At 66.6% G+C, this 21,058-nt stretch carries 17 protein-coding genes; 10 read left to right on the top strand and 7 right to left on the bottom strand.

Features of this window, described 5'->3' with window-relative positions; genetic code table 11:
• The first annotated feature begins 82 nt into the window (after positions 1-82).
• Positions 83-262, top strand: a complete 180-nt coding sequence (locus CPBF1521_RS00540) for a hypothetical protein (RefSeq protein WP_104584475.1) — start codon at positions 83-85, stop codon at positions 260-262.
• A gap of 51 nt (positions 263-313) precedes the next feature.
• Here the strand turns inward: CPBF1521_RS00540 and CPBF1521_RS00535 are convergent, their stop codons facing one another.
• The 3 genes from CPBF1521_RS00535 to adh form a co-directional block, all read right to left on the bottom strand.
• Positions 314-709 (bottom strand): DUF779 domain-containing protein, encoded by a 396-nt coding sequence (locus tag CPBF1521_RS00535; protein ID WP_104584477.1) that lies wholly within the window; start codon positions 707-709, stop codon positions 314-316.
• A gap of 21 nt (positions 710-730) precedes the next feature.
• Positions 731-1,759, bottom strand: coding sequence for an alcohol dehydrogenase AdhP (gene adhP, locus CPBF1521_RS00530; protein WP_104584479.1), 1,029 nt, complete (start codon positions 1,757-1,759; stop codon positions 731-733).
• A 135-nt stretch (positions 1,760-1,894) separates the two neighbouring features.
• Positions 1,895-3,424, bottom strand: coding sequence for an aldehyde dehydrogenase (gene adh, locus CPBF1521_RS00525; RefSeq protein ID WP_115675558.1), 1,530 nt, complete (start codon positions 3,422-3,424; stop codon positions 1,895-1,897).
• Between the two features lie 239 nt (positions 3,425-3,663).
• Between adh and CPBF1521_RS00520 the strand changes: the two genes are divergently transcribed.
• The gene (locus CPBF1521_RS00520) at positions 3,664-5,553 is read left to right on the top strand and encodes a sigma-54-dependent Fis family transcriptional regulator (RefSeq protein ID WP_115675557.1); all 1,890 of its coding nucleotides are present in this window, start codon (positions 3,664-3,666) and stop codon (positions 5,551-5,553) included.
• A 362-nt stretch (positions 5,554-5,915) separates the two neighbouring features.
• On the opposite strand, the gene CPBF1521_RS00515 is transcribed toward CPBF1521_RS00520, so the two are convergent.
• The 3 genes from CPBF1521_RS00515 to CPBF1521_RS00505 all read right to left on the bottom strand — a co-directional run bounded on the left by CPBF1521_RS00515 (position 5,916) and on the right by CPBF1521_RS00505 (position 9,469).
• A complete protein-coding gene (locus CPBF1521_RS00515; protein WP_181901050.1) occupies positions 5,916-6,410 on the bottom strand; it encodes a hypothetical protein in 495 nt (164 codons plus the stop codon).
• 197 nt (positions 6,411-6,607) lie between these two features.
• On the bottom strand, positions 6,608-6,988 hold the full coding sequence (locus CPBF1521_RS00510; protein ID WP_115675556.1) for a cupin domain-containing protein: 381 nt from the start codon (positions 6,986-6,988) through the stop codon (positions 6,608-6,610).
• A 342-nt stretch (positions 6,989-7,330) separates the two neighbouring features.
• On the bottom strand, positions 7,331-9,469 hold the full coding sequence (locus tag CPBF1521_RS00505) for a TonB-dependent receptor family protein (RefSeq protein WP_181901049.1): 2,139 nt from the start codon (positions 9,467-9,469) through the stop codon (positions 7,331-7,333).
• A gap of 156 nt (positions 9,470-9,625) precedes the next feature.
• Here CPBF1521_RS00505 and CPBF1521_RS00500 point away from each other — a divergent pair, with 156 nt between their 5' ends.
• The 4 genes from CPBF1521_RS00500 to CPBF1521_RS00485 all read left to right on the top strand — a co-directional run bounded on the left by CPBF1521_RS00500 (position 9,626) and on the right by CPBF1521_RS00485 (position 13,396).
• Entirely contained in the window at positions 9,626-10,828 is a 1,203-nt protein-coding gene (locus tag CPBF1521_RS00500) for an amino acid aminotransferase (protein ID WP_115675554.1), read from the top strand.
• A 291-nt stretch (positions 10,829-11,119) separates the two neighbouring features.
• Positions 11,120-12,136 carry a class 1 fructose-bisphosphatase gene (locus CPBF1521_RS00495; protein ID WP_104584495.1) on the top strand — a complete coding sequence of 339 codons (1,017 nt, stop codon included), beginning with the start codon at positions 11,120-11,122 and terminating at the stop codon, positions 12,134-12,136.
• Positions 12,137-12,448: 312 nt separating this feature from the next.
• A complete protein-coding gene (locus CPBF1521_RS00490; RefSeq protein ID WP_115676452.1) occupies positions 12,449-12,916 on the top strand; it encodes a LuxR family transcriptional regulator in 468 nt (155 codons plus the stop codon).
• Positions 12,917-13,141: 225 nt separating this feature from the next.
• Entirely contained in the window at positions 13,142-13,396 is a 255-nt protein-coding gene (locus CPBF1521_RS00485) for a DUF2164 domain-containing protein (protein WP_115675553.1), read from the top strand.
• Between the two features lie 148 nt (positions 13,397-13,544).
• Here the strand turns inward: CPBF1521_RS00485 and CPBF1521_RS00480 are convergent, their stop codons facing one another.
• Complete coding sequence (locus CPBF1521_RS00480; protein WP_115675552.1) at positions 13,545-14,186, bottom strand: TetR/AcrR family transcriptional regulator; 642 nt, start codon at positions 14,184-14,186, stop codon at positions 13,545-13,547.
• 177 nt (positions 14,187-14,363) lie between these two features.
• Between CPBF1521_RS00480 and CPBF1521_RS00475 the strand changes: the two genes are divergently transcribed.
• The 4 genes from CPBF1521_RS00475 to CPBF1521_RS00455 all read left to right on the top strand — a co-directional run bounded on the left by CPBF1521_RS00475 (position 14,364) and on the right by CPBF1521_RS00455 (position 21,052).
• Entirely contained in the window at positions 14,364-15,278 is a 915-nt protein-coding gene (locus tag CPBF1521_RS00475; protein ID WP_115675551.1) for an NmrA family NAD(P)-binding protein, read from the top strand.
• 1 nt (position 15,279) lies between these two features.
• Positions 15,280-16,434 (top strand): epoxide hydrolase family protein, encoded by a 1,155-nt coding sequence (locus CPBF1521_RS00470; RefSeq protein ID WP_115675550.1) that lies wholly within the window; start codon positions 15,280-15,282, stop codon positions 16,432-16,434.
• 195 nt (positions 16,435-16,629) lie between these two features.
• Complete coding sequence (locus CPBF1521_RS00465; protein ID WP_181901048.1) at positions 16,630-18,258, top strand: TldD/PmbA family protein; 1,629 nt, start codon at positions 16,630-16,632, stop codon at positions 18,256-18,258.
• A gap of 1,159 nt (positions 18,259-19,417) precedes the next feature.
• Positions 19,418-21,052 carry a TldD/PmbA family protein gene (locus CPBF1521_RS00455; protein WP_164740131.1) on the top strand — a complete coding sequence of 545 codons (1,635 nt, stop codon included), beginning with the start codon at positions 19,418-19,420 and terminating at the stop codon, positions 21,050-21,052.
• Positions 21,053-21,058: the final 6 nt, after the last annotated feature.

The raw sequence follows: 21,058 nt of genomic DNA, 5'->3' as shown, positions 1-21,058 counted from the left end.
CATGTGTCTGCCGCTGCCACTGCGCCCCCTTCACCCGGTACGCGGTGAACTGCGCATCCCTCTCGACTTCCAGGAGAACCGCATGTCCCGTGACCCGCTACGCGAGCAACCGGCCCAGCCGGGCGAACAGCACGGCAAGCGCGATGCCGAGCACTACGAAGACCGCGGGGCCGGCGATGCGCCCGACACGCTGATTCCGGCCAATGGCGACACCCCGGCCAAGAAGCCGGGCACCGCGCCGTCGACCGTGGCAGACCGCTGACGACCGCCGGCTGAAACACCCGCCCGGCCGCAGCAGCCGGGCGGGTGCGGCTTACGCCCGCCCTGCCTGCTGCAGCCGGGCAAATTCCTCATCGGCAAACAGGCGCGAGCGCACCAGAAAGCGCACGCCCTCGCCGTTTTCCAGCGAGAACATGCCGCCGCGCCCCGGCACCACGTCGATGATCAGCTGGGTGTGCTTCCAGTAGTCGAACTGTGAGGGGCTGATGTAGAACGGCGCGCCGCCGATCTCGCCCAGCAGCACGTCGCGGTCGCCAACGATGAAATCGCCCACCGGAAAACACATCGGCGAGGAGCCATCGCAGCAGCCGCCGGATTGATGGAACAGCACATCGCCGTGGCGCGCGCGCAGCGTGTCGATCAGCTGCAACGCCGCCAGCGTGGCCATTACCTGCAACGGTGGGTCTGTCTGCGTGGTGGTGCCCTGCATCGTCTGCCTCCTGCGCCGCGGTCAGGCCGCCATGTCGAGCACGATACGCCCTTCGATCGTTCCGGCGTGCATGCGCGCGAACACCTCGTTGATGTTGTCCAGGGTGTCGGTGGCCACGGTCGCCGCGACCTTGCCCTGCTCGGCGAAGGCAAGCGACTCCTGCAGGTCCAGCCGGGTTCCGACGATCGAGCCGCGCACGGTCACGCCATTGAGCACCATGCCGAAGATGTCCAGCGGGAACTGGCCCGGTGGCAGGCCGTTGAGCGACACCGTGCCGCCACGCCGCACCATGCCGATCGCCTGCTCGAACGCCTTGGGCGATACCGCGGTGACCAACGCGCCGTGTGCGCCGCCGATTTCCTTCTTGAGGTACGCCACCGGATCGGTGGTGCGCGCATTGACCGTCACCGTTGCGCCCAGGCGCCTGGCCAGTGCCAGCTTGGTGTCGTCCACATCCACTGCGGCCACGTTCATTCCCATCGCCTTGGCATATTGCACTGCCATGTGGCCGAGCCCGCCGATGCCGGAAATCACGACCCACTGACCCGGCTTGGTCTCGGTGACCTTCAGGCCCTTGTAGACGGTGACGCCCGCGCAAAGGATCGGCGCGACCTCGACGAAGCCGATGCCCTTGGGCAGGAGGCCAACGTAGTCGGCATTGGCCAGCGCGTACTGCGCGAAGCCGCCGTTGACCGAGTAGCCGCTGTTCTGCTGCGCCTCGCACAGGGTTTCCCAGCCACCCAGGCAGTGCTCGCAATGCCCGCAAGCCGAGTACAGCCACGGGATGCCGACGCGGTCGCCTTCCTTGATGTGCTTGACGCCTTCGCCGACCGCCACCACGTTGCCAACACCTTCGTGGCCGGGAATGAAGGGAGGGTTCGGCTTGACCGGCCAGTCGCCTTCGGCGGCGTGCAGGTCAGTGTGGCAGACGCCACAGGCTTCGATCTTGACCAGGATGTCGCCGGCGGCCGGACGCGGCACCTGCACCTCCTCGATCACCAGAGGCTTGCCGAACTCGCGTACCACTGCAGCTTTCATCGTCTTGTCCACATTGCACTCCTGTCGCTGTCGTTGAGGAACCTTAGCCCCGGGCCGCAACCGGGGCCTTGATCGAGGTCAACGCCGCGGTGCGGACGCGCGGCGCCAGCCGATCGTCGCCGCGCACAAGCGCGACCGGCATGGGTGTCAGAAGAAGCCCAGCGCCTTGGGCGAATAGCTCACCAGCAGGTTCTTGGTCTGCTGGTAATGGTCGAGCATCATCTTGTGATTCTCGCGGCCGATGCCCGACTGCTTGTAACCGCCGAACGCAGCATGCGCCGGATAGGCGTGGTAGCAGTTGGTCCACACGCGCCCGGCCTGGATCGCGCGGCCCATGCGGTACAGCCGGGAGGCATCGCGGCTCCATACGCCGGCACCCAGGCCGTACAGCGTGTCGTTGGCGATCGCCAGCGCTTCGGCCTCGTCCTTGAAGGTGGTCACCGACACCACCGGCCCGAAGATCTCTTCCTGGAACACGCGCATCTTGTTGTGGCCCTTGAACACCGTCGGCTTGACGTAGAAGCCGCCGGACAGCTCGCCGTCGAGCGTGTTGCGCTCGCCACCGATCAGCACCTGCGCGCCCTCCTGCTTGCCGATGTCGATGTAGGACAGGATCTTTTCCAGCTGCTCGCTGGAGGCCTGCGCGCCGACCATGGTGTTGGGATCCAGCGGGTTGCCCTGCTTGATCGCGGCCACACGCGCCAGCGCCTTTTCCATGAATTTGTCGTAGATCGATTCCTGGATCAGCGCACGCGAGGGGCAGGTGCACACCTCGCCCTGGTTGAAGGCGAACAGCACGAAGCCTTCCACCGCCTTGTCGAGGAAGTCGTCGTCTTCGGCCATGACATCGGCAAAGAAGATGTTCGGCGATTTGCCGCCCAGCTCCAGCGTCACCGGGATCAGGTTCTGGCTGGCGTACTGCATGATCAGCCGGCCGGTGGTGGTTTCGCCGGTGAAGGCGATCTTGGCGATGCGCGGGTTGCTGGCCAGCGGCTTGCCCGCCTCCAGGCCGAAACCGTTGACCACGTTGAGCACGCCCGGCGGCAGCAGGTCGCCGATGACCTCCATCAGCACCAGGATCGAGGCCGGGGTCTGCTCGGCCGGCTTCATCACCACGCAGTTGCCGGCGGCCAGCGCCGGTGCGAGTTTCCAGCACGCCATCAGCAGCGGAAAGTTCCACGGGATGATCTGCCCGACCACGCCGAGCGGTTCGTGGAAGTGATAGGCGATGGTGTCGCTGTCGATCTCGGAGATGCCGCCTTCCTGCGCGCGGATGGCGCCGGCGAAATAGCGGAAGTGATCCACGCACAACGGCACGTCCGCATTGAGCGTCTCGCGCACCGGCTTGCCGTTGTCCCAGGTCTCGGCATGGGCGAGCAGTTCCAGATTCTGCTCGATGCGATCGGCGATCCTGAGCAGCACGTTGGCGCGGTCGGTGGTGGAGGTCTTGCCCCAGGCGTCCCTGGCCGCATGCGCCGCATCCAGCGCCGCTTCGATGTCCTGCGCGTTGGAGCGCGCGATCGAGGTGAACACCTTGCCGTTGATCGGCGTGGTGTTGTCGAAGTACTGGCCACTGTGCGGCGCCACCCACTTGCCGCCGATGAAGTTGTCGTAGCGCGGCTTGAAGATGGACTGCGGGTCGGTGTTCAGCGGCTTGGCGGATGTGACGGCGTTCATCGGTGTCTCCTGCGGTACATGGGAAGAAGCCCGTGACGGGCGTCCCCGCTGTCACGCAAGGGTGATGCCAGGTTTTTCCTGCTGCATTGCGTCACGCCCGATCGCGCCGCGGGTGCGGCCGATAGTGGAGGTCTTCGCTGCGGCGCATCACGCGCGGCGCTTGCGCTGTGTCCGCAAACATGGTGTTTATCGCGACAGTGATCTTCTGGACTGTCGCAAATTGCGACACGAGGTGGCGGATGGCGATGTCGACGGAGCAGCAGCTGGGCCGCGCGCGGCGCTCGTTCTTCGAGCACGGCGCGATGCCGGCCGGGCAGGTACCGGACGCGATCCTGCAGTCGTGGCGACGCTGCCAGCGCCAGGGCCTGGCCGCCGAGGCGACCCCGGCGATCGAACCGGTCAGCGCCGCACGCCTGCGCGAGATGCGCGAACGCCACGAGACCCTGTGGCGGCGCGCGCGCGCCGAGCTGGAAGGGCTGTCGGCCGACGCAGCGGCCACCGGCAGCGTCGTGCTGCTCACCGACGAGGCTGGCTGGATACTCGATGCCGAGGGCAGCACCGGCTTCCTTGAGCGCGCCGGGCGGGTGGCGCTGATGCCCGGCGCCTGTTGGAGCGAGAGCGTGCTCGGCACCAATGCCATCGGCACCGCGATCGTGGAAAGCCGCTCGATCGAGGTCCGCGGCGGCGAGCACTATCTCGCCCCGCACGGCATCCTCAGCTGTGCCGCGGCGCCGATCTTCGACCCTTACGGGCAGTTGGTGGGCGTGCTCGACATCTCCGGCGACGCGCGTCTGCAGCACATCCACGCGCTGGGACTGGCACGGCGCGCGGTCGCCAGCATCGAGCACCGCTACTTCGACGACGGCATCGCCGATTGCGAACTGCTGCGCGTACACCACGACCCGGCCCTGCTCGGCACCGCGCACGAGGGCCTGCTGGCATTCCGCGGCGGGCGCCTGGTGGCAGCCAACCGCGCCGGCCTGCAGCTGTTCGGGCTGGAGCGCCACGAACTGGGGCGCGCGCGCTACGACGCGCTGTTCGAGGAGCCGCTGACCCGGCTGCGCCACGACGGCGCCCTGTTCGATCGCCAGGGCCGCGCCCTGTACGGGCGCGTGGACGAGCGCGGCGACGCGCGGCCGCGCCGGCGCGCCACGCAGCCACCGATCACGGTCTCGGCCGCCCGCCAGGACGGTGACCGCGACGCACCGCTGTTCGAGGCCGAGATCGAGCGCCTGCTCGGGCGCGCCTGCCGGGTGCTGGATGCCGAGCTCCCAGTGCTGGTGCAGGGCGAGACCGGCACCGGCAAGGAGGTGTTCGCGCGCGAGCTGCACCGCCGCTGCACGCGCGCCGCCCGCCCGTTCGTCGCGGTGAACTGCGCCGCGCTGCCCGAGGGTCTGATCGAGGCCGAGCTGTTCGGCTACGAGGACGGCGCCTTCACCGGAGCGCGCAAGCACGGCAGCCCGGGGCTGCTGCGCCAGGCCGAGGGCGGGGTGCTGTTTCTCGACGAAATCGGCGACATGCCGCTGGCGCTGCAACCGCGGCTGCTGCGCGTGCTGCAGGAGCGCGAACTGTCGCCGCTGGGTGGCGGCAAGCCGGTGCGGCTGGATTTCGCGCTGGTCTGCGCCACCCACCAGGACCTGCAAGCGGCAATTGCCGACGGCCGCTTCCGCGCCGACCTGTACTACCGCATCGCCCATCATGTCGTGGCGCTGCCGGCGCTGCGCGCGCACGCCGACCGCCCGCTGCTGGTGCAAGAGCTGTGGCAGCGCCTGGGCCAGGGCCGCCGGCTCAGCAGCGACGCCCTGCGGGTCCTGGCCGACTACGACTGGCCCGGCAACCTGCGCCAGCTCTCGGCCTGCCTGCGCACGCTGGTGGCGCTGAGCGAACCCGGCGAGCGCATCGACCGCGACGCGCTGCCGGGCTACCTCGCCACCCGGACCGCAGGGTCGGCGGTCGCCGCTGCCGCACCGACACCGGCACCGGCACCGGCCGATAGCCTGGAGCAGCTGGCACAGGCAGCGATGCGGCAGGCGCTGGACGCCTGCGGCGGCAATGTCGCGCAGGCGGCACGCCGGCTCGGCATCAGCCGCAGCACGCTGTATCGCCGGCTCGGCCCGCAACGGGCCTGACACCGGGCGCGCAAATGCATCGCCCGCCGACGCGGCCCGGGAACGCGCGGATGCGCATGCCCACCACCAAGCCCCCCCTCGCGGCCGCCATCAATGCCGGCGTGCGTCATGCTGTATTCCTCGACGCAAACGGCGGCGTGCGGGCAACGGGAAACGCCGACGCGAGCCAGCTCGGCGCATTATCGCCGCTGACCAACGCCCTCTCACGTTGCGCATCAAGGGGGAGTCTGCGGGTACGAAACCTTACCCGCCATGCCTCTCAACGTGCCTGAACTTCCGCCCGCCATCGCGATCGCCGCAGGCCGCGACTACAGTGCCGCCGTGGATCGCCACGGGTGACTTGCACGCCGTGCGCACGCACCTCAACCGCGCGGTGCAGTCGGCTTGAAGACGTCGGGATCGGCCATGGCAGCAGCGCAGTCCTGCACCTTCCTCAGGTGATAGGACTGCAACTGCCAACCCGCCGCTGTGGCCGATGCCGCCGTCCACCGATACGTCCAGTGATAGCGCATCCCCGCGCCACATGCGTCGATGGCGACCGTATCCCCAGGCTGACCATGTTCCGGGAAGGCCACCTCGCTATTGGTCAGGTCTGCACGCCCGCCGGCAGCTGGCGCGTGCGTGCGGTAACTGGTGCGTAGCTGGCCTAGCTCGGCGGCGCTTGCCGGCCGCTGTTGCCTGGACGGCTGCGCCAGCAACCAGCGATGCACCTGCGCCACGGCTGGGCTATCGGCCGGAAAGGTCCGCGTTACCTGCAGCGTGCCTGGTTCCGAGGGTGCAGCGGCACTGGCGATGGTGCCGCTCAACAGACTGGTCGCGCCGAGCGCCGCAACCGACACCACTTGCAGGAATGTCATCCCATGCTCCATGCGCTGTGTGCGGAACACCGAGCCTAGCACGCACCCCACGACCGGCTGGCCGCAGGGGCTGCAGCGATGCTGTGCAGGACCAGGTGCGCCATATGCAGTTCAGCGACTGAAATAACCTGCCACGCAGGGGGTGGCTGCGTGGATGCAAACCGATGCCGCCGGCACCCGCGCACCGAGCGCAGCGATCAGATCCAGACGTCGTTGTCTGCGGTATAGGCGCCGCCCGCATCGCCGGTATTGACCACGCCGCGCGGCTCGACCAGCAGCACGCTGCATTCGTGCTCCGCCGCCGGCCGGTGTTCGACACCCTTGGGCACCACGTGCATCTGCCCGGCCGACAGCGCCACCACGCCATCGCGAAATTCGATGGTCATGCTGCCGTCCAGCACGATGAACACCTCGTCCGTGTCCGCATGCCGGTGCCACACGAACGCACCCTGCAGCTTGACCAGTTTGAACTGGTAGTCGTTCATTTCCGCAACGACACGCGGGGACCAGTGCTGCGACAGCAGGGCGAGCTTGTCGCTGAAATCGATCGGGGCGTAGCGCGTGTTCAACGGAAACATCCTTGTGGCGGGAATGCGCCTGCAAGCTTAGTGCATCGCATTGCGCGCAGTCACTGCTGCAGAAACGCGGCGCCCTGCCGTGACGCCCGGCAAGCAATGCGAGCGGCTTGCCGAACGCAGTGCGCGCTTAGGTACCAGCGGTGCGGGTGTCTGCCGCACGCCACGCTTGCACGGCTGCGCTCACCTGCGCCCCGTGGCTGGCGCTGACATCGCGCGCGGCGAAGGCGTGCGGCCGCCATTGCACCTATGGCAAACCAAGGGTTAGCGGGACGGCTCCGTCGCGCCCGGGTGCGCTCCTACGGTGACGGGCGCGTTGTTGAACGCGCGCCGGCTGCGGGTGGCTCAGCCGCCGAAATCCCACTGCAGGCCGACCGTGTAGGTGCGGTCCGGGCCCGGTTCGTAATAGCGCCCGTTGCCGTCGTTGACGATGACCGAGCCGACGTAGTGCCGGTCCAGCGCATTGTCGATGCGGGCGAAGGTGCGCAGCCCGCCCAGCGTGGTGGTCCAGCGCCGGGAGGCTTCCAGGTTGACCAGCGCGTAGCCGGGCGCGCGCTCGGTCGCCAGGTCGTTGACCACGGTGGCGTCGGAGGCCACCGTTTCGGCGGCGAACTGCCATTGCAATGGCTGCCACTGCCAGCGCGCGAACAGTTGCTGGCGCGGCACGCCCGGCAGGCGCGCGCCGCTGGCCACCGGCGCAGTGGGCGTGGCGCAGCCGCTGCTGGCGCAGGTGAGGTAGCCATCGCGCACGGTGGCATCGACAAAGGTGTAGGCCAGCTGCAGTTGCTGGGTGTCGCCCACCGGTTGATTCCAGCTCAGTTCCGCGCCCTGGCGGCGGGTGGCGCCGATGTTGCGGTAGGTGCTGCGGCCATTGGTGTTGCTGGCCACGGCCAGTTCGTCGTCGGTGTCGGCGCGGAACAGCGCCACTTCCACCGCTGCGCCGCTTTGCGCGCGCCACTTGCTGCCGATCTCGTAATTGCGGCTGGTCGCCGCGCCCAGATCCAGCGCCAGCCCGGCGCCGCCATCGCTGCGATAGCCCAGCTCGTTGAAGGTGGGCGTTTCGAACCCGCGCCCGACCGAGGCGTAGAAACGCAGGTCCTCGGCGGCACGGAACACGATGCCGGCCACCGGCGTGGTTGCCGAATACTCGCGCTGGCCGCTGTCGTCGGGATTGCGCCCGAGGATGTAGTGGTCGTCCGAGTCGAAGCGCACCTGGCTATGCCGCACGCCCAGCAAGGCCGACCAGCGGTCGCTCCACTGCCACCACGCCTGCGCAAACTGGTCCACGTTCTCGACCTGGTCGCGCTGGTTGCGGCGCAGCGCGCCCTGCACGCCCAGCGTGTCGCCGACAAAGTTTTCATAGCCGGTGCGGTGCTGACGCTGGCGATCCACGTTCGCGCCCACGGTCAGCTGCAGGGGCCGGCCCAGGGCCTGCCCCTGCCAGGCCCAACGCGCGTCGGCGCCTTCGTAATTGCTGTCCAGATCGATCACCCCGCCCGAGTGCAGCGGATTGCGCTGCACCGCCACCGGGATCGCCAGGAACTGCTCCACGCTGCGCTGCCCGCCGTAGGCCATCAGCCGCAGCGTCTGGCTGTCCAACTGCTGGGTGAAGATGGCCCCCGCTTGCGACTGCCGCACCGATTTGCGGGTGTTGAACTGGGTGGCCACCGCCGTGGCCTGCGCCGGGTCGGCGTTGAACTGCGCGCGGGTCAGGCCGAGCGGGTCCTGCGCGTCGGGTGCGTCCAGGTAGTTGAGCACCAGGTCCAGCCGGCGGCCCTCGGCCAGATCGAAGCCGAGCTTGGCGTTGACCGACTCGCGCCTGGCGCGGCTATGGGCGCGGAAGCCGTCGGTTTCGAAATGATTGGCGGCCAGGTTGTAGTGCACCGCGCCCTGCTGGCCGAGCAACTGCGCACCCACGTTGACGGTGGCGTTGCTGCCGTAGGTGGCGCGCAGCCGCCAGGGGTCGTTTGGGGCGCCGTCGGCGCTCCACAGCTGCAGCACGCCGCCGGAGGAGTTGCCGTACAGCGCCGAGAACGGCCCGCGCAGCACTTCCACCCGCTGCGCGCCCAGCACGTTGAAGTGCGACAGCTGGCCCTGGCCGTCGGGCATGCTGGCCGGGATGCCGTCCACCAGCAGCCGTACGCCGCGCACGCCGAAGGTGGAGCGCGCACCGAAGCCGCGGATCGACAGCTGGGTGTCCTGCGCGTAGTTCTGGCGATCGCGCGCCACCAGCCCGGGGATGCCGTCCAGCAGCTCGGACACCTGCGCGCCGCGACGGTTGTCGTCGTCGGCCGCCACCACGGTGAACGAGGCCGGCAGGTCGAAGTCGTCCACGCCGTGCACGCGCGCGGCGTCCACCTGCACGGTGGGCAAGCGCTGGATCGGTGGGGAGGCGGGCGGCGCCGGATCGGCAGCCAGGACGGGCGACGCGGCGCCCGTGGCGAACAGGCCGCAGGCGGCGGCCAACAAGGTCAGTCTGGGCATGGGCGTAGTGTCCCTCATCCGTACTGTGGGCGCATCGTTGCGTACGGAACGAAGCATGCTACGCCGGCCATGGGCTGCTACGATGAAGTGGTTTGGCCCAGCCGCGGCCGAGCATCCGGAAGTCCCTCACTCTTTCGTCCTTCAGCGAGTCATGCCGTGTCCTTCTTTGCAAACGTGGAACAGGTTCCAGGCGACCCCATCCTGGGCTTGACCGAGGCCTACAACGCCGACAGCCGCCCCAACAAGGTCAACCTGGGCGTGGGCATCTATTACGACGAGAACGGGCGCATCCCGCTGTTGCGCGCCGTGCACAAGATCGAGCAGCAGCTTGCGCTGGACGCCAAACCGCGCGGCTACCTGCCCATCGACGGCCTGGCCGCCTACGACAAGGCCACCCAGGAGCTGCTGTTCGGCACCGAGTCGGCGCTGCTGGCCTCCGGCCGCGTGGCGACCTCGCAGACCGTCGGCGGCAGCGGCGCCCTGCGCGTGGGCGCGGACCTGCTCAAGAAGCTGCTGCCCACGGCCACCATCGCCATCAGCAACCCGAGCTGGGAAAACCATCGCGCCGTGTTCGGCGCGGCCGGCTTCGAGGTCGTGGACTACACCTATTTCGATGCCGCCAGCCATGGGCTGAACTTCGACGGCATGCTCGCCGACCTGGCAAAGCTGGAGCCGGGCACCGTGGTGCTGCTGCACGCCTGCTGCCACAACCCGACCGGCGCGGACCTGAGCAAGGAGCAGTGGAAGCAGGTTGCCGGGCTGTTGAAGGAACGCAAGCTGTTCCCGTTCGTCGACATCGCCTACCAGGGCTTCGACAAGGGCATCGAGGCCGATGCGTACGCGGTGCGCCTGCTCGCTGCCGAAGGCATCGACAGCTACGTGGTCGCCAGCTCGTACTCCAAGTCGTTCTCGCTGTACGGCGAGCGCGTGGGCGCGTTGTCGGTGGTCTCGGCCACAGCGGCCGAAGCCAAGGCCGTGCAGTCGCAGGTCAAGCGCATCATCCGCACCATCTACTCCAGCCCGTCCACGCACGGCGCCGCCCTGGTGGCCGGCGTGCTGACCAGCCCGGAGCTGCGCGATCTGTGGGAGCAGGAACTGACCGAAATGCGCGAGCGCATCCACGCCCTGCGCGCGGGCCTGGTGGCCAAGCTGGCCACGCTGGGCGCGCCGGAGTTCGACTTCATCCAGCGCCAGGCCGGCATGTTCTCGTACTCGGGCCTGACCCGGACCCAGGTCGACCGCCTGCGCGAGGAGTTCGCGATCTATGCCGTCGGCACCGGCCGCATCTGCGTGGCCGCGCTGAGCCAGCGCAACCTGGACTACGTGGCGCAGGCCGTGGCCACGGTCAGCCGCATGTAAGCGACGCAGCGTGGTCGGCCACAGCGGCCAACGCCTGCACACCGGGAGCGCGCCAGCCTCCCGGTTTTTTTGTGCCCGCAAACGCTCCCCTTCCCAGCCCTCGCCGCGTCCCTCCCCCGCCGGCGGGCGAAGGTGCCCGAAGGGCGGATGGGGGCAATCGCAGCGCGACCATCGCTCCCCCATTCGCGCATGTTCGATCAACAACGCGGCAAAACGCGCATGCAGTGATCGAAATCTAACGGCGCAATGGCGACAATGGCGGACCACTTCCTACACAGGCTGCCCGCCCCCATGTCGCGTCCCTCGCTGACCCGCTTCCTGATCGAAGAGCAACACGCCGGCCGTATCGACCCGGAGTTGCGCCAGCTGATCACCATCGTCTCGCGCGCCTGCAAGCGCATTTCCATCGCCGTGAGCAAGGGCGCCCTGGGTGGCGTGCTCGGCGATGCCGGCACCGGCAACGTGCAGGGCGAGGCGCAGAAGAAGCTCGACGTGCTCAGCAACGACATTCTGCTCGAAGCCAACGCCTGGGGCGGCCACCTGGCCGCGTGCGCGTCGGAAGAAATGGATCACAGCCAGCCGGTGCCCGACCAGTACCCCAGCGGCGATTTCCTGCTGCTGTTCGATCCGCTGGACGGCAGCTCCAACATCGACGTCAACGTCTCGGTCGGCACCATCTTCTCGGTGCTGCGCGCGCCCAAGGGCACCGAAAAGCCCGGCGATGAGCACTTCCTGCAGCCGGGCACGCAACAGGTGGCCGCCGGCTACTGCATCTACGGCCCCAGCACGATGCTGGTGCTCACGCTCGGCCATGGCACCCACGCCTTCACCCTGGAGCGCGAGGAAGGCAGCTTCCTGCTGACCCAGGCCAACATGCGCGTACCCGACGACACCGCCGAGTACGCCATCAACATGTCCAACCAGCGCCACTGGGAGCCGGCCATGCAGTCCTATGTCAGCGACCTGCTGGCCGGCAAGGACGGCAGCCGCGGCAAGGACTTCAACATGCGCTGGATCGCCAGCATGGTCGCCGACGTGCACCGCATCCTCACCCGCGGCGGCATCTTCATCTACCCCTGGGACAAGAAGGACGCGTCCAAGCCGGGCAAGCTGCGCCTGATGTACGAAGCCAACCCGATGAGCATGCTGGTGGAACAGGCCGGCGGCGCGGCCACCACCGGGCGCGAGCGCATCCTGGACCTCCAGCCGACGCAGCTGCATCAGCGCGTGCCGGTGTTCCTGGGTTCGAAGAACGAAGTGAATGAGGCCACGCGCTATCACGTGGAGTTCGACAAGGCGCAGGGCTGAACTTTCGGCGCGAGCCACACGCCGCGCTGACGCCTGCCAGACACCCGCCCCGTGCGGGTGTCTTTGTGTGTGACGACGGCTGATGACGCAGTCAATGATGGTCTGCAGAGCGACGAGAACTGCGCCAGCAGCCACATCCTGCCGTCGGTTGACTCACCACCGGGCAGCGGTGAGTATCGCCCTCGGGCCGGAGTGGGGCGGTCTACGGGAAGTCGATCTCTACGCGCAATGCCTTGCAAGCAGTCGCCTGACTGCCCGCAGGGATCACATAACGATCAGGGAGTTCACATGAAGACCGCATGTGTTGCACTGGTGGCTGCCGTCATGTTGCAGGCCACACCCGCCTTCTCCGCATCAACCGCGCCATCGCCACTGGTCGGCACCTGGCTGCTGGATACCAGCAGCCTCCCGATGCCGGCAGCGGTACGACCCAAACGTGTCGTCCTGGAGTTCAAACAGGTTCCAGGCAACAAGTGGGCAACCAGCGCCGAGATCATCGAACACGACAACAAGACGCTGCAGGCGCAATCCACGCTGTTGCTGGACGGCACGCCGGGCAAGGCCTCGGGCACCTACCTGGTCGATCGCGCCGCAGTCAAAATGCCCGAGCCCGGCGTGCTGGTGATGCAGTTGATGTATCAAGGTGTCCCGGCATCCACGCGCACCTATACGGTCAGTGCCGACGGCAAGGTCATGACCGAGATTGAAGCGTACTTCAAGGACGGCAACCCGGTGATGCGCACGGCGTATTTCAAACGCGCGGCAAGTCAGTCCAGGTGAACCCTGGCAAGCCGACGCCGCATCGCGGCGCGGCTCGATGTATTTGAGGAGCGGCGGCAGCTTGAAGGCAGGGAGCCTGTATGCGACATCTTCTACCGATCGATATTCCAGCCACATTACGGCGCAGCACGTCGGTCGCGTAGTTCTCGGAAAAATATCGCCCCAAGCTGCCTGTGTCGCAACGCACATCGCCCCGATACCGTAGTTGAGCCGACCAGAGCATCCATGACCGCGATCAAATTCACCGAAGGCGAGCGGGCGGCGATCACCCGCAAGATCCAGCTGTATTTCAGCGAGGAACTGAAGCAGCAGATCAGCCGCTTCGATGCGGAGTTTCTGCTGGATTTCTTCGCCGACGAGGTGGGGGCCTATTTCTACAATCGGGGCGTCTACGATGCGCAGGCCATCGTTGCCAGCAAGCTCGATGACCTGGGTGAGGCGATCTATCAGCTGGAACGTCCTACCGACTTCAAAAAGTGATCCGTCACCTCACATGCCGCAGCATTGAGAAGTTCCATTTCTCTGCTGCGAGCAGGGCAACATGCGCGTGCCCGAGGACACCGCCGAATACGCCATCAAGTCGCGTCGTTCCGCCACGTTGTTCAGTGATTCCTGCAACGCAAGGGCGTCACTGCGCCATTCCGGTCTTCAGCTGGCCAGCATCCTTGAGAAGTGCAAGCGCCCACTCCACACGGTCCGATGCGGTGGCGACCAGGCTGCCTGGATCCTCGCCCAGCAGGGCGCGCAGTTGATGCGGGGCAAAAACCAGGTCGACGAAGTGGCTTGCCAGCGCAGCCGGATTGGCCGGTTGATCCGGGCCGTCCTGGATCGCCACCTGCACGCGCCGCAGCCCGCCCTCCCAGCCGATGCGGTTGACTTCAGCGGCAAGCGCGGGCGCGCGAATGGAGGTGCCGACGACCAGGCGCATCATCGCCACCGTCTGGGGCTGCAGCGCATGCGCAAGCATCCCTTGCCCTGCGTGTCTCAGGCGCCCCTCCAGATCCATGGGGACGCTGGCTGCGGCAGGCAGGGGCTGGGTGTCGACATCGCGACGGACCACCGCTTCGAAAATGGCGTCTTTATTGGCGTAGCGCGCGTAAAAGCTTGCCTTGCCTGCACCGGCCAGCCGCGCGATGTCCTCACACGAGGTGTCCTCGAATCCGCGCTCCAGGAAGAGGTGCAGTGCCGCATCGAGTAAGCGCCGTTCCACATCGCCCGCTTTATCGAGTGGCGGCCTTCCGCCTTTTGACTTTTGCTTGACTGCTTTCATCGACGAAAAGTTACACGTCGCTTGCATTCCCATCAACTGAACGATATCGTTCAGTTGTTCGCTGCATGGTCTTCCAGGCCGGCGAATGGCGGAGCTGCTGAGTGACGCAGAGCTTGCTGCGCTGTCGCAGTTCTCATTGCCATTGTTGGCGCAAAAAGACCCAGGCACGAGGCAATTGTGGAGACAGATGCGACATCCCGAATCGTTGTTGCAGGCGCCACCGGCGACCTGGGTGGCCGAATCGCCTTTGCGCTGAAGGACCAGGGAGCCGCTGTCGTTGCCCTTGTTCGCCAAGGTGCCGGGAAGGACCGTGTTGCGGCCCTGCAACGCAGGAACGTCGAGGTCCACTACGTCGAGATGGAAGACGCCAAATCGTTGCGTGAAGCGGTCGGGAATGCGGCCTGTGTCGTGTCCGCGCTCAACGGTTTGGAAGACGTCATGCTGGATCAGCAGGGAAAGCTGTTGCATGCAGCGGTCAGCACCGGCGTGCCTCGATTCATCCCGTCTGATTTCTCGCTGGACTATACGAAGACACGGCCGGGCGACAATCGAAACCTGGATCTGCGGCGCCGGTTCAGAGACCGGCTGGATGCCGCGCCGATCGCGGCCACCTCGGTGTTGTGCGGCGGCTTTCTGGAGCTGCTCGAGGGCAGCGCGCGCCTGGTGGTCCCCGGCCGTCGTGTCATGCATTTTGGCGACGCACACCAGCAGCTCGATTTCACCGCCAAAGATGACGTCGCCAGCTACACGGCCGCGGCCGCACAGGATGCCACTGCACCACGGGACCTGCGCATTGCCGGCAACAGCATTTCGCCCAACGACATCGCGCAACTGCTCACCGAACTCACCGGGCAGCGCTATCGCACGCTCAGGCCCGGCGGGCTCGGCACGATGTCGGCAATCATCCGTGCGGTGCGTGCACTCACACCCGCCAGCGATGATCCCTTCCCTCCCTGGCAGGGCATGCAATATCTGCGCGACATGATGAGCGGGCGCGGCAAGTTGGTCCCGCTGGATAACGATCGCTACGGTGCGCGCTCCTGGCAAACAGCCCGCCAGACACTGGCCAACACCTATGTACGGGAGTCTTGAGATGCGCGATGGCATTGCAGCGTTCCACATCCAGGTTGCACAAGCGGAGCTGGATGATCTTGCACACCGGCTGAGGCAAACACGTTGGCCAAGCAGGGAGACCGTGGAGGACCACAGCCAGGGCCCGCAGAGCGAGCGCATCCGGCGCCTGGTGGACCGCTGGCAGTCCGGTTACGACTGGCGTGCGACAGAGCAGTTGTTGAACGGCTGGAACAGCAGTCGTACGACGATCGATGGACTGGAGATCCAGTTCCTGCATGTACGCTCGCCCGAGCCCGATGCGCTTGCTTTACTGCTGACGCACGGGTGGCCCGGTTCGGTGCTCGAATTCCGCGAGGTGATCGGCCCCTTGAGTGACCCGGTGGCCCATGGCGGGCAGGCGTCGGACGCCTTTCATCTCATCATTCCATCCTTGCCTGGCTTTGGGTTCTCTGCAAAGCCGACCGCCCGTGGCTGGGGAATCGGGCGCACGGCTGCGGCATGGGTCGAACTGATGCGCCGCTTGGGGTATGGCGAGCGCTGGGCCGCACAGGGCGGCGATTGGGGCAGTGCGATCACCACCGCGCTTGGATTCATGCAGCCACCGGGCCTGGTGGGCATCCATCTGAACATGGTGATGTTCGAACCCAGCACGCAGGAAATCGCCGAAGCCACACCGGCCGAGCAGAAGATGCTGGAGGACGCCCAACGCTACTACACAGAATTTTCCGGCTACATGAAGCTGCAAAGCAGCCGGCCGCAATCGGTGGGCTTCAGCTTGGCGGACTCTCCGGTGGGCCTGGCTGCATGGATCTATGCACTCTTCCAGGACGTCTCCCAGAGCGGCTTTGAACCGGAGAAAGTGATCGCGTTGGACCACCTCATCGATGACATCATGCTGTATTGGCTCCCGAACGCAGGGCCCAGCTCGGTGCGTCTGTATTGGGAAGCCGCGCAGGAAGCCAGGGCGCAGATGCCTTCGCATCCAATGCCCACGCCAACTGGCATCAGCATGTTTCCCGGCGAGCAGGTGCGCCTTTCCCGGCGCTGGGCAGAGCGCCGCTTTGCGGATCTCCGCTTTTTTGGGCAAGCGCAGCGGGGTGGACATTTTGCGGCGATGGAGAATCCGCCGGTCTTTGTCGATCATCTGCGAACGACCTTCCAGTCCCTTCGGTGACGGCGACCGCGCCTTGCGTGCCGGCACTGCCTTCGGGCCACGGCCATGCTGACGGCGCCAACGTCTCCGCATTGCAGGTGGAGCTGCCGGGGGCCATGCCGGCATTGCCCCCTTGACCGCCAGCGCCCACACCGGCCAGTCTCGGGGGCTGGCACGGCGGGGAGTCGTGCCGCTGGCCTTCAACGGAGAACCGCCGTGGACCGTCGTACCTTCCTCACCTTGTCCGGCATCGGTGCTGCCGGGCTGCTGCTGCCGCACACGCGCCTGATCGCGGCCGAGCAGTTGCTCGCTCCCAACGATGCCGCGCGCAGCCGTCGCTTGTCCGATACCGCGCTGAGCACGGCCAAGAGGGCCGGTGCCAGTTATTGCGATGTGCGCGTGGGCCGTTATCTGCGCCAGTTCGTGATCACCCGCGAGGCGCAGGTGGAGAACGTGGTCAATGCCGAATCCAGTGGCGTTGGCGTGCGCGTGCTGGCCGATGGCGCCTGGGGGTTTGCGGCCACCAATACGCTGACCAGCGATGGCGTGGCCACCGCCACGCGCCAGGCGGTGGCGATCGCCAAGGCCAACGCGCGGCTGGGCGGTGCGCCGGTGCAGCTGGCGCCGGTGACGCCGGCCGGGCAGGTGCAATGGCGCACGCCGATCAAGAAGAACGCGATGGAAGTGCCGCTGGGCGACAAGGTGGCGCTGCTGATGGACGTCAACGCGGCGGCGTTGAATGCCGGTGCGACCTTCGTGGCCTCGCGCATGTTCGCGATCAACGAGCAAAAGTATTTCGCCAGCAGCGACGGCTCCTACATCGACCAGGACGTGCACCGGTTGTGGCTGCCGTTCACCGTTACCGCGGTGGACAAGGCCAGCGGCAAGTTCCGCACCCGCGACGGGCTGTCGGCGCCGATGGGCATGGGCTACGAATATCTCGACGGCGATGCCAGCCAGAAGCACCAGCTGCCAGGCGGGCTGATCGGCTACGGCCACAGCTACGATGCGCGCGAGGATGCGATCGCCGCCGCCAAGCAGGCGCGCGCCAAACTCACCGCGCCATCGGTGAAGGCCGGCAAGTACGATCTGGTGATCGACCCGAGCAACCTGTTCCTCACCATCCACGAGTCGGTGGGCCACCCGCTCGAGCTCGATCGCGTGCTCGGCTACGAGGCCAACTACGCCGGTACCAGCTTCGCCACGCTGGACAAGCGCGATGCCGGCTATCGCTGGGGCAGCGATGCGGTGACCTTCGTCGCCGACCGCACCCAGCCCGGCAGCCTGGGCGCGGTGGGGTACGACGACGAGGGCGTCAAGAGCAAGCAATGGGAGCTGGTGAAGGACGGCATCCTGGTCGACTACCAGTGCACGCGTGATCAGGCGCATCTGCTCGGCAAGACCGCGTCCGATGGCTGCAGCTATGCCGACTCGTGGTCCAGCGTGCAGTTCCAGCGTATGCCCAACGTCTCGCTGGCGGCAGGCAAGACGCCGCTGGCGGTTGCCGACATGATCAAGAACGTCGAGCGCGGGTTGTACATCCACGGGCGTGGCTCGTATTCGATCGACCAGCAGCGCTACAACGCGCAGTTCGGCGGGCAGTTGTTCTACGAAATCGAAAACGGCCAGGTCACGCGGCTGGTGGAAGACGGCGCCTACCAGATCCGCACGCCGGAGTTCTGGAACGCCTGCAGCGCGGTCTGCGACCAACGCGACTTCCGCCTGGGCGGCTCGTTCTTCGATGGCAAGGGCCAACCCAGCCAGGTATCAGCGGTCTCGCACGGGTCGTCCACGGCGCGCTTCGATGGCATCAACGTGATCAACACCGCGCGTGCGTTGGGTTGAGAGAAGCTGGTCGGTCGAGGGCGCGGTGCCCCAGAGATTGAGCTTGCGCACCAGCATCGAACAGCGCGCATCGCGCACTGCTCTTACCGCTCTTAACTGTGCACACCGACCATCGTGACCGGTCCTTGCCCGTCCACCGTCGCGGGACCTTACGCGGCATGGATGCCGCGTAAGAGCCTACATGGACGTACTTGCGGCGTGTCCTGCGATGGTGGGCGGGCAAGGGGCCTGCAGCCAGGGCGCAGATCATCCGCTCTGCAAGTGATCCAGCCGCACTGTCCCTGTCTATCGAGACGAACCACCTAAAGCGATCGGGACTTAGACCGCGGCGGCGTTTAGACGCGATCAGATGCCCAAGTCAAAAGGCCGGCGGGTCGAGGGCGCGGTGCCCTCACCGCTCGCGGGACACGCCGCAAGTACGTCCATGTAGGCTCGGTGGCGGCATCCATGCCGCCACACGGTCCCGCAATCGGCGAGGACACCGCACCAGACAGTTGATCGGCTGTTCTTTCGAAAGCGTGTCACTCGGCTTGCGGTGCGCAGGCGAGACGTTTGTAGATTGGGTGTTGGAGTCCGGTCTGTCGCTCGGCTTGCGATGGAAAATGGTGAGAGGTTGAGCGAATGCCCCGTGATCCAACCAGCGCTCGTCATGCACTGCTTGCAAACACACACACCGACCATCCCGACAGGTCCTTGCCCGCCTACCGTCGCAGGACCTTACGCGGCATGGATGCCGCGTAAGCGCCTACATGGACGTACTTGCGGCGTGTCCTGCGATGGTGGGCGGGCAAGGGCCCTGCAGCAACCCCGCAGACCATCGTTTCGTTTTCAGCCGCCGTGGGCCATGTGAAACAGCGACTGCGCGCGATGGCACGCGCGCGTGCATGCCACGATCGCCAGCGAGAAAGGCACGCGTGGTATCGATCGCACCGAGGGCAACGCGATGAGGCAGCACCACACGCAGCCAGCCGCGCTCGCCACATGTGCAGGCCTGCTGCGCCACCGGGTTCATGCACGTCTTGCGTTTGCAGACCTACCCCTGCCGAAAGTCATTTGACGCAGCGTTCATCGCCCGGCAAGAATCGGCGATACCGTGCAGATAGCGATCTGTGCGTCACCACACTACCTGCGCGCCGCGCGGGATCATTGGGGAGTTGCCGTGCAGCGACGTGATTTCCTGGCCCTGACCGGGCTGACCATGGGCGGGCTGATCGTGCCCGCCTACTTCGGCAAGGCGATCGCCGCCGAGCAGTTGGTGACGCAACTGGATGTGGGCCGCAAGAAGCGCCTGGCCGATGCCGGCCTCAACGCCGCGCGCCAGGCCGGTGCGAGCTATTGCGATGTCCGCATCGGCCGTTATCTGCGCCAGTTCGTCATCACCCGCGAGGACAAGGTGCAGAACGTGGTCAACACCGAATCCATCGGTGCCGGCGTGCGCGTTCTGGTGGCCGGCGCCTGGGGCTTTGCCGCCACCAACGTGCTCACCGAGCAAGGCGTGGCCAAGGCCGCGGCGCAGGCTGCCGCGATCGCCAAGGCCAATGCCAAGGTGCAGGGCACGCCGGTGCAGCTGGCGCCGACGCCGGGCGTGGGCGAGGTCAGCTGGAAGACGCCGATCAGCAAGAACGCGATGGAAGTGCCGATCAAGGACAAGGTGGACCTGCTGCTGGGCGTCAACGCGGCCGCCACCGCGGCCGGCGCCAGCTTCGTCAACTCGATGCTGTTCGTGGTCAACGAACAGAAGTACTTTGCCAGCACCGATGGCTCGTACATCGACCAAGACGTGCACCGCATCTGGGCGCCGCTGAGCGTGACCGCCATCGACAAGGCCAGCGGCAAGTTCCGCACCCGCGACGGCTTGTCCGCGCCGATGGGGCTGGGCTACGAGTATCTGGATGGCGCCGCCTCGGGCAAGTTCGTCTCGCCCAACGGCGTGGTCAATTACGGCCTGTCCTACGACATGAAGGAAGATGCGATTGCCGCGGCCAAACAGGCGCAGGAAAAGCTCAAGGCGCCGTCGGTCAAGCCGGGCAAGTACGACCTGGTGCTGGACCCCTCGCACACCTGGCTGACCATCCACGAGTCGGTTGGCCATCCGCTGGAGCTGGACCGCGTGCTCGGCTACGAGGCCAACTACGCCGGCACCAGTTTCGCCACGCTGGACAAGCTCAAGGCCGGTTTCCAGTACGGCAGCGACAAGGTGCATATCCTGGCCGACAAGCTCCAGCCCGGCAGCCTGGGCGCGGTGGGCTACGACGATGAAGGCGTCAAGACCAAGCAGTGGGACCTGATCCGCGACGGCAAGCTGGTGGACTATCAAGCCATCCGCGACCAGGCGCATATCCTCGGCAAGACCGCCTCCGATGGCTGCTGCTATGCCGACTCGTGGTCCAGCGTGCAGTTCCAGCGCATGGCCAATGTGTCGCTGGCCGCCGGCAAGACACCGCTGAGCGTGAGCGAGTTGATCAAGGACGTGGAAAACGGCATCTACATTATCGGCGACGGCTCGTTCTCCATCGACCAGCAGCGCTACAACGCACAGTTCGGTGGCCAGCTGTTCTACGAGATCAAGAACGGCGCCATCACCCGCATGCTCGAGGACGTGGCCTACCAGATCCGCACGCCGGAATTCTGGAATGCCTGCAGCGCCGTGGCCGATCAACGCGACTACCGCCTGGGCGGCTCGTTCTTCGACGGCAAGGGCCAGCCGAGCCAGTCCTCGGCGGTCTCGCATGGCTCGTCCACCGCCCGTTTCGACGGCATCAACGTCATCAACACCGCCCGCTCGCTCGGCTGACAGGAG

It is taken from the genome of Xanthomonas euroxanthea, from assembly GCF_900476395.1.
Lineage (GTDB): Bacteria > Pseudomonadota > Gammaproteobacteria > Xanthomonadales > Xanthomonadaceae > Xanthomonas > Xanthomonas euroxanthea.
The sequence above is the reverse complement of the archived record's forward strand: the minus strand, read 5'-3'. Positions and strand labels throughout refer to the sequence as shown.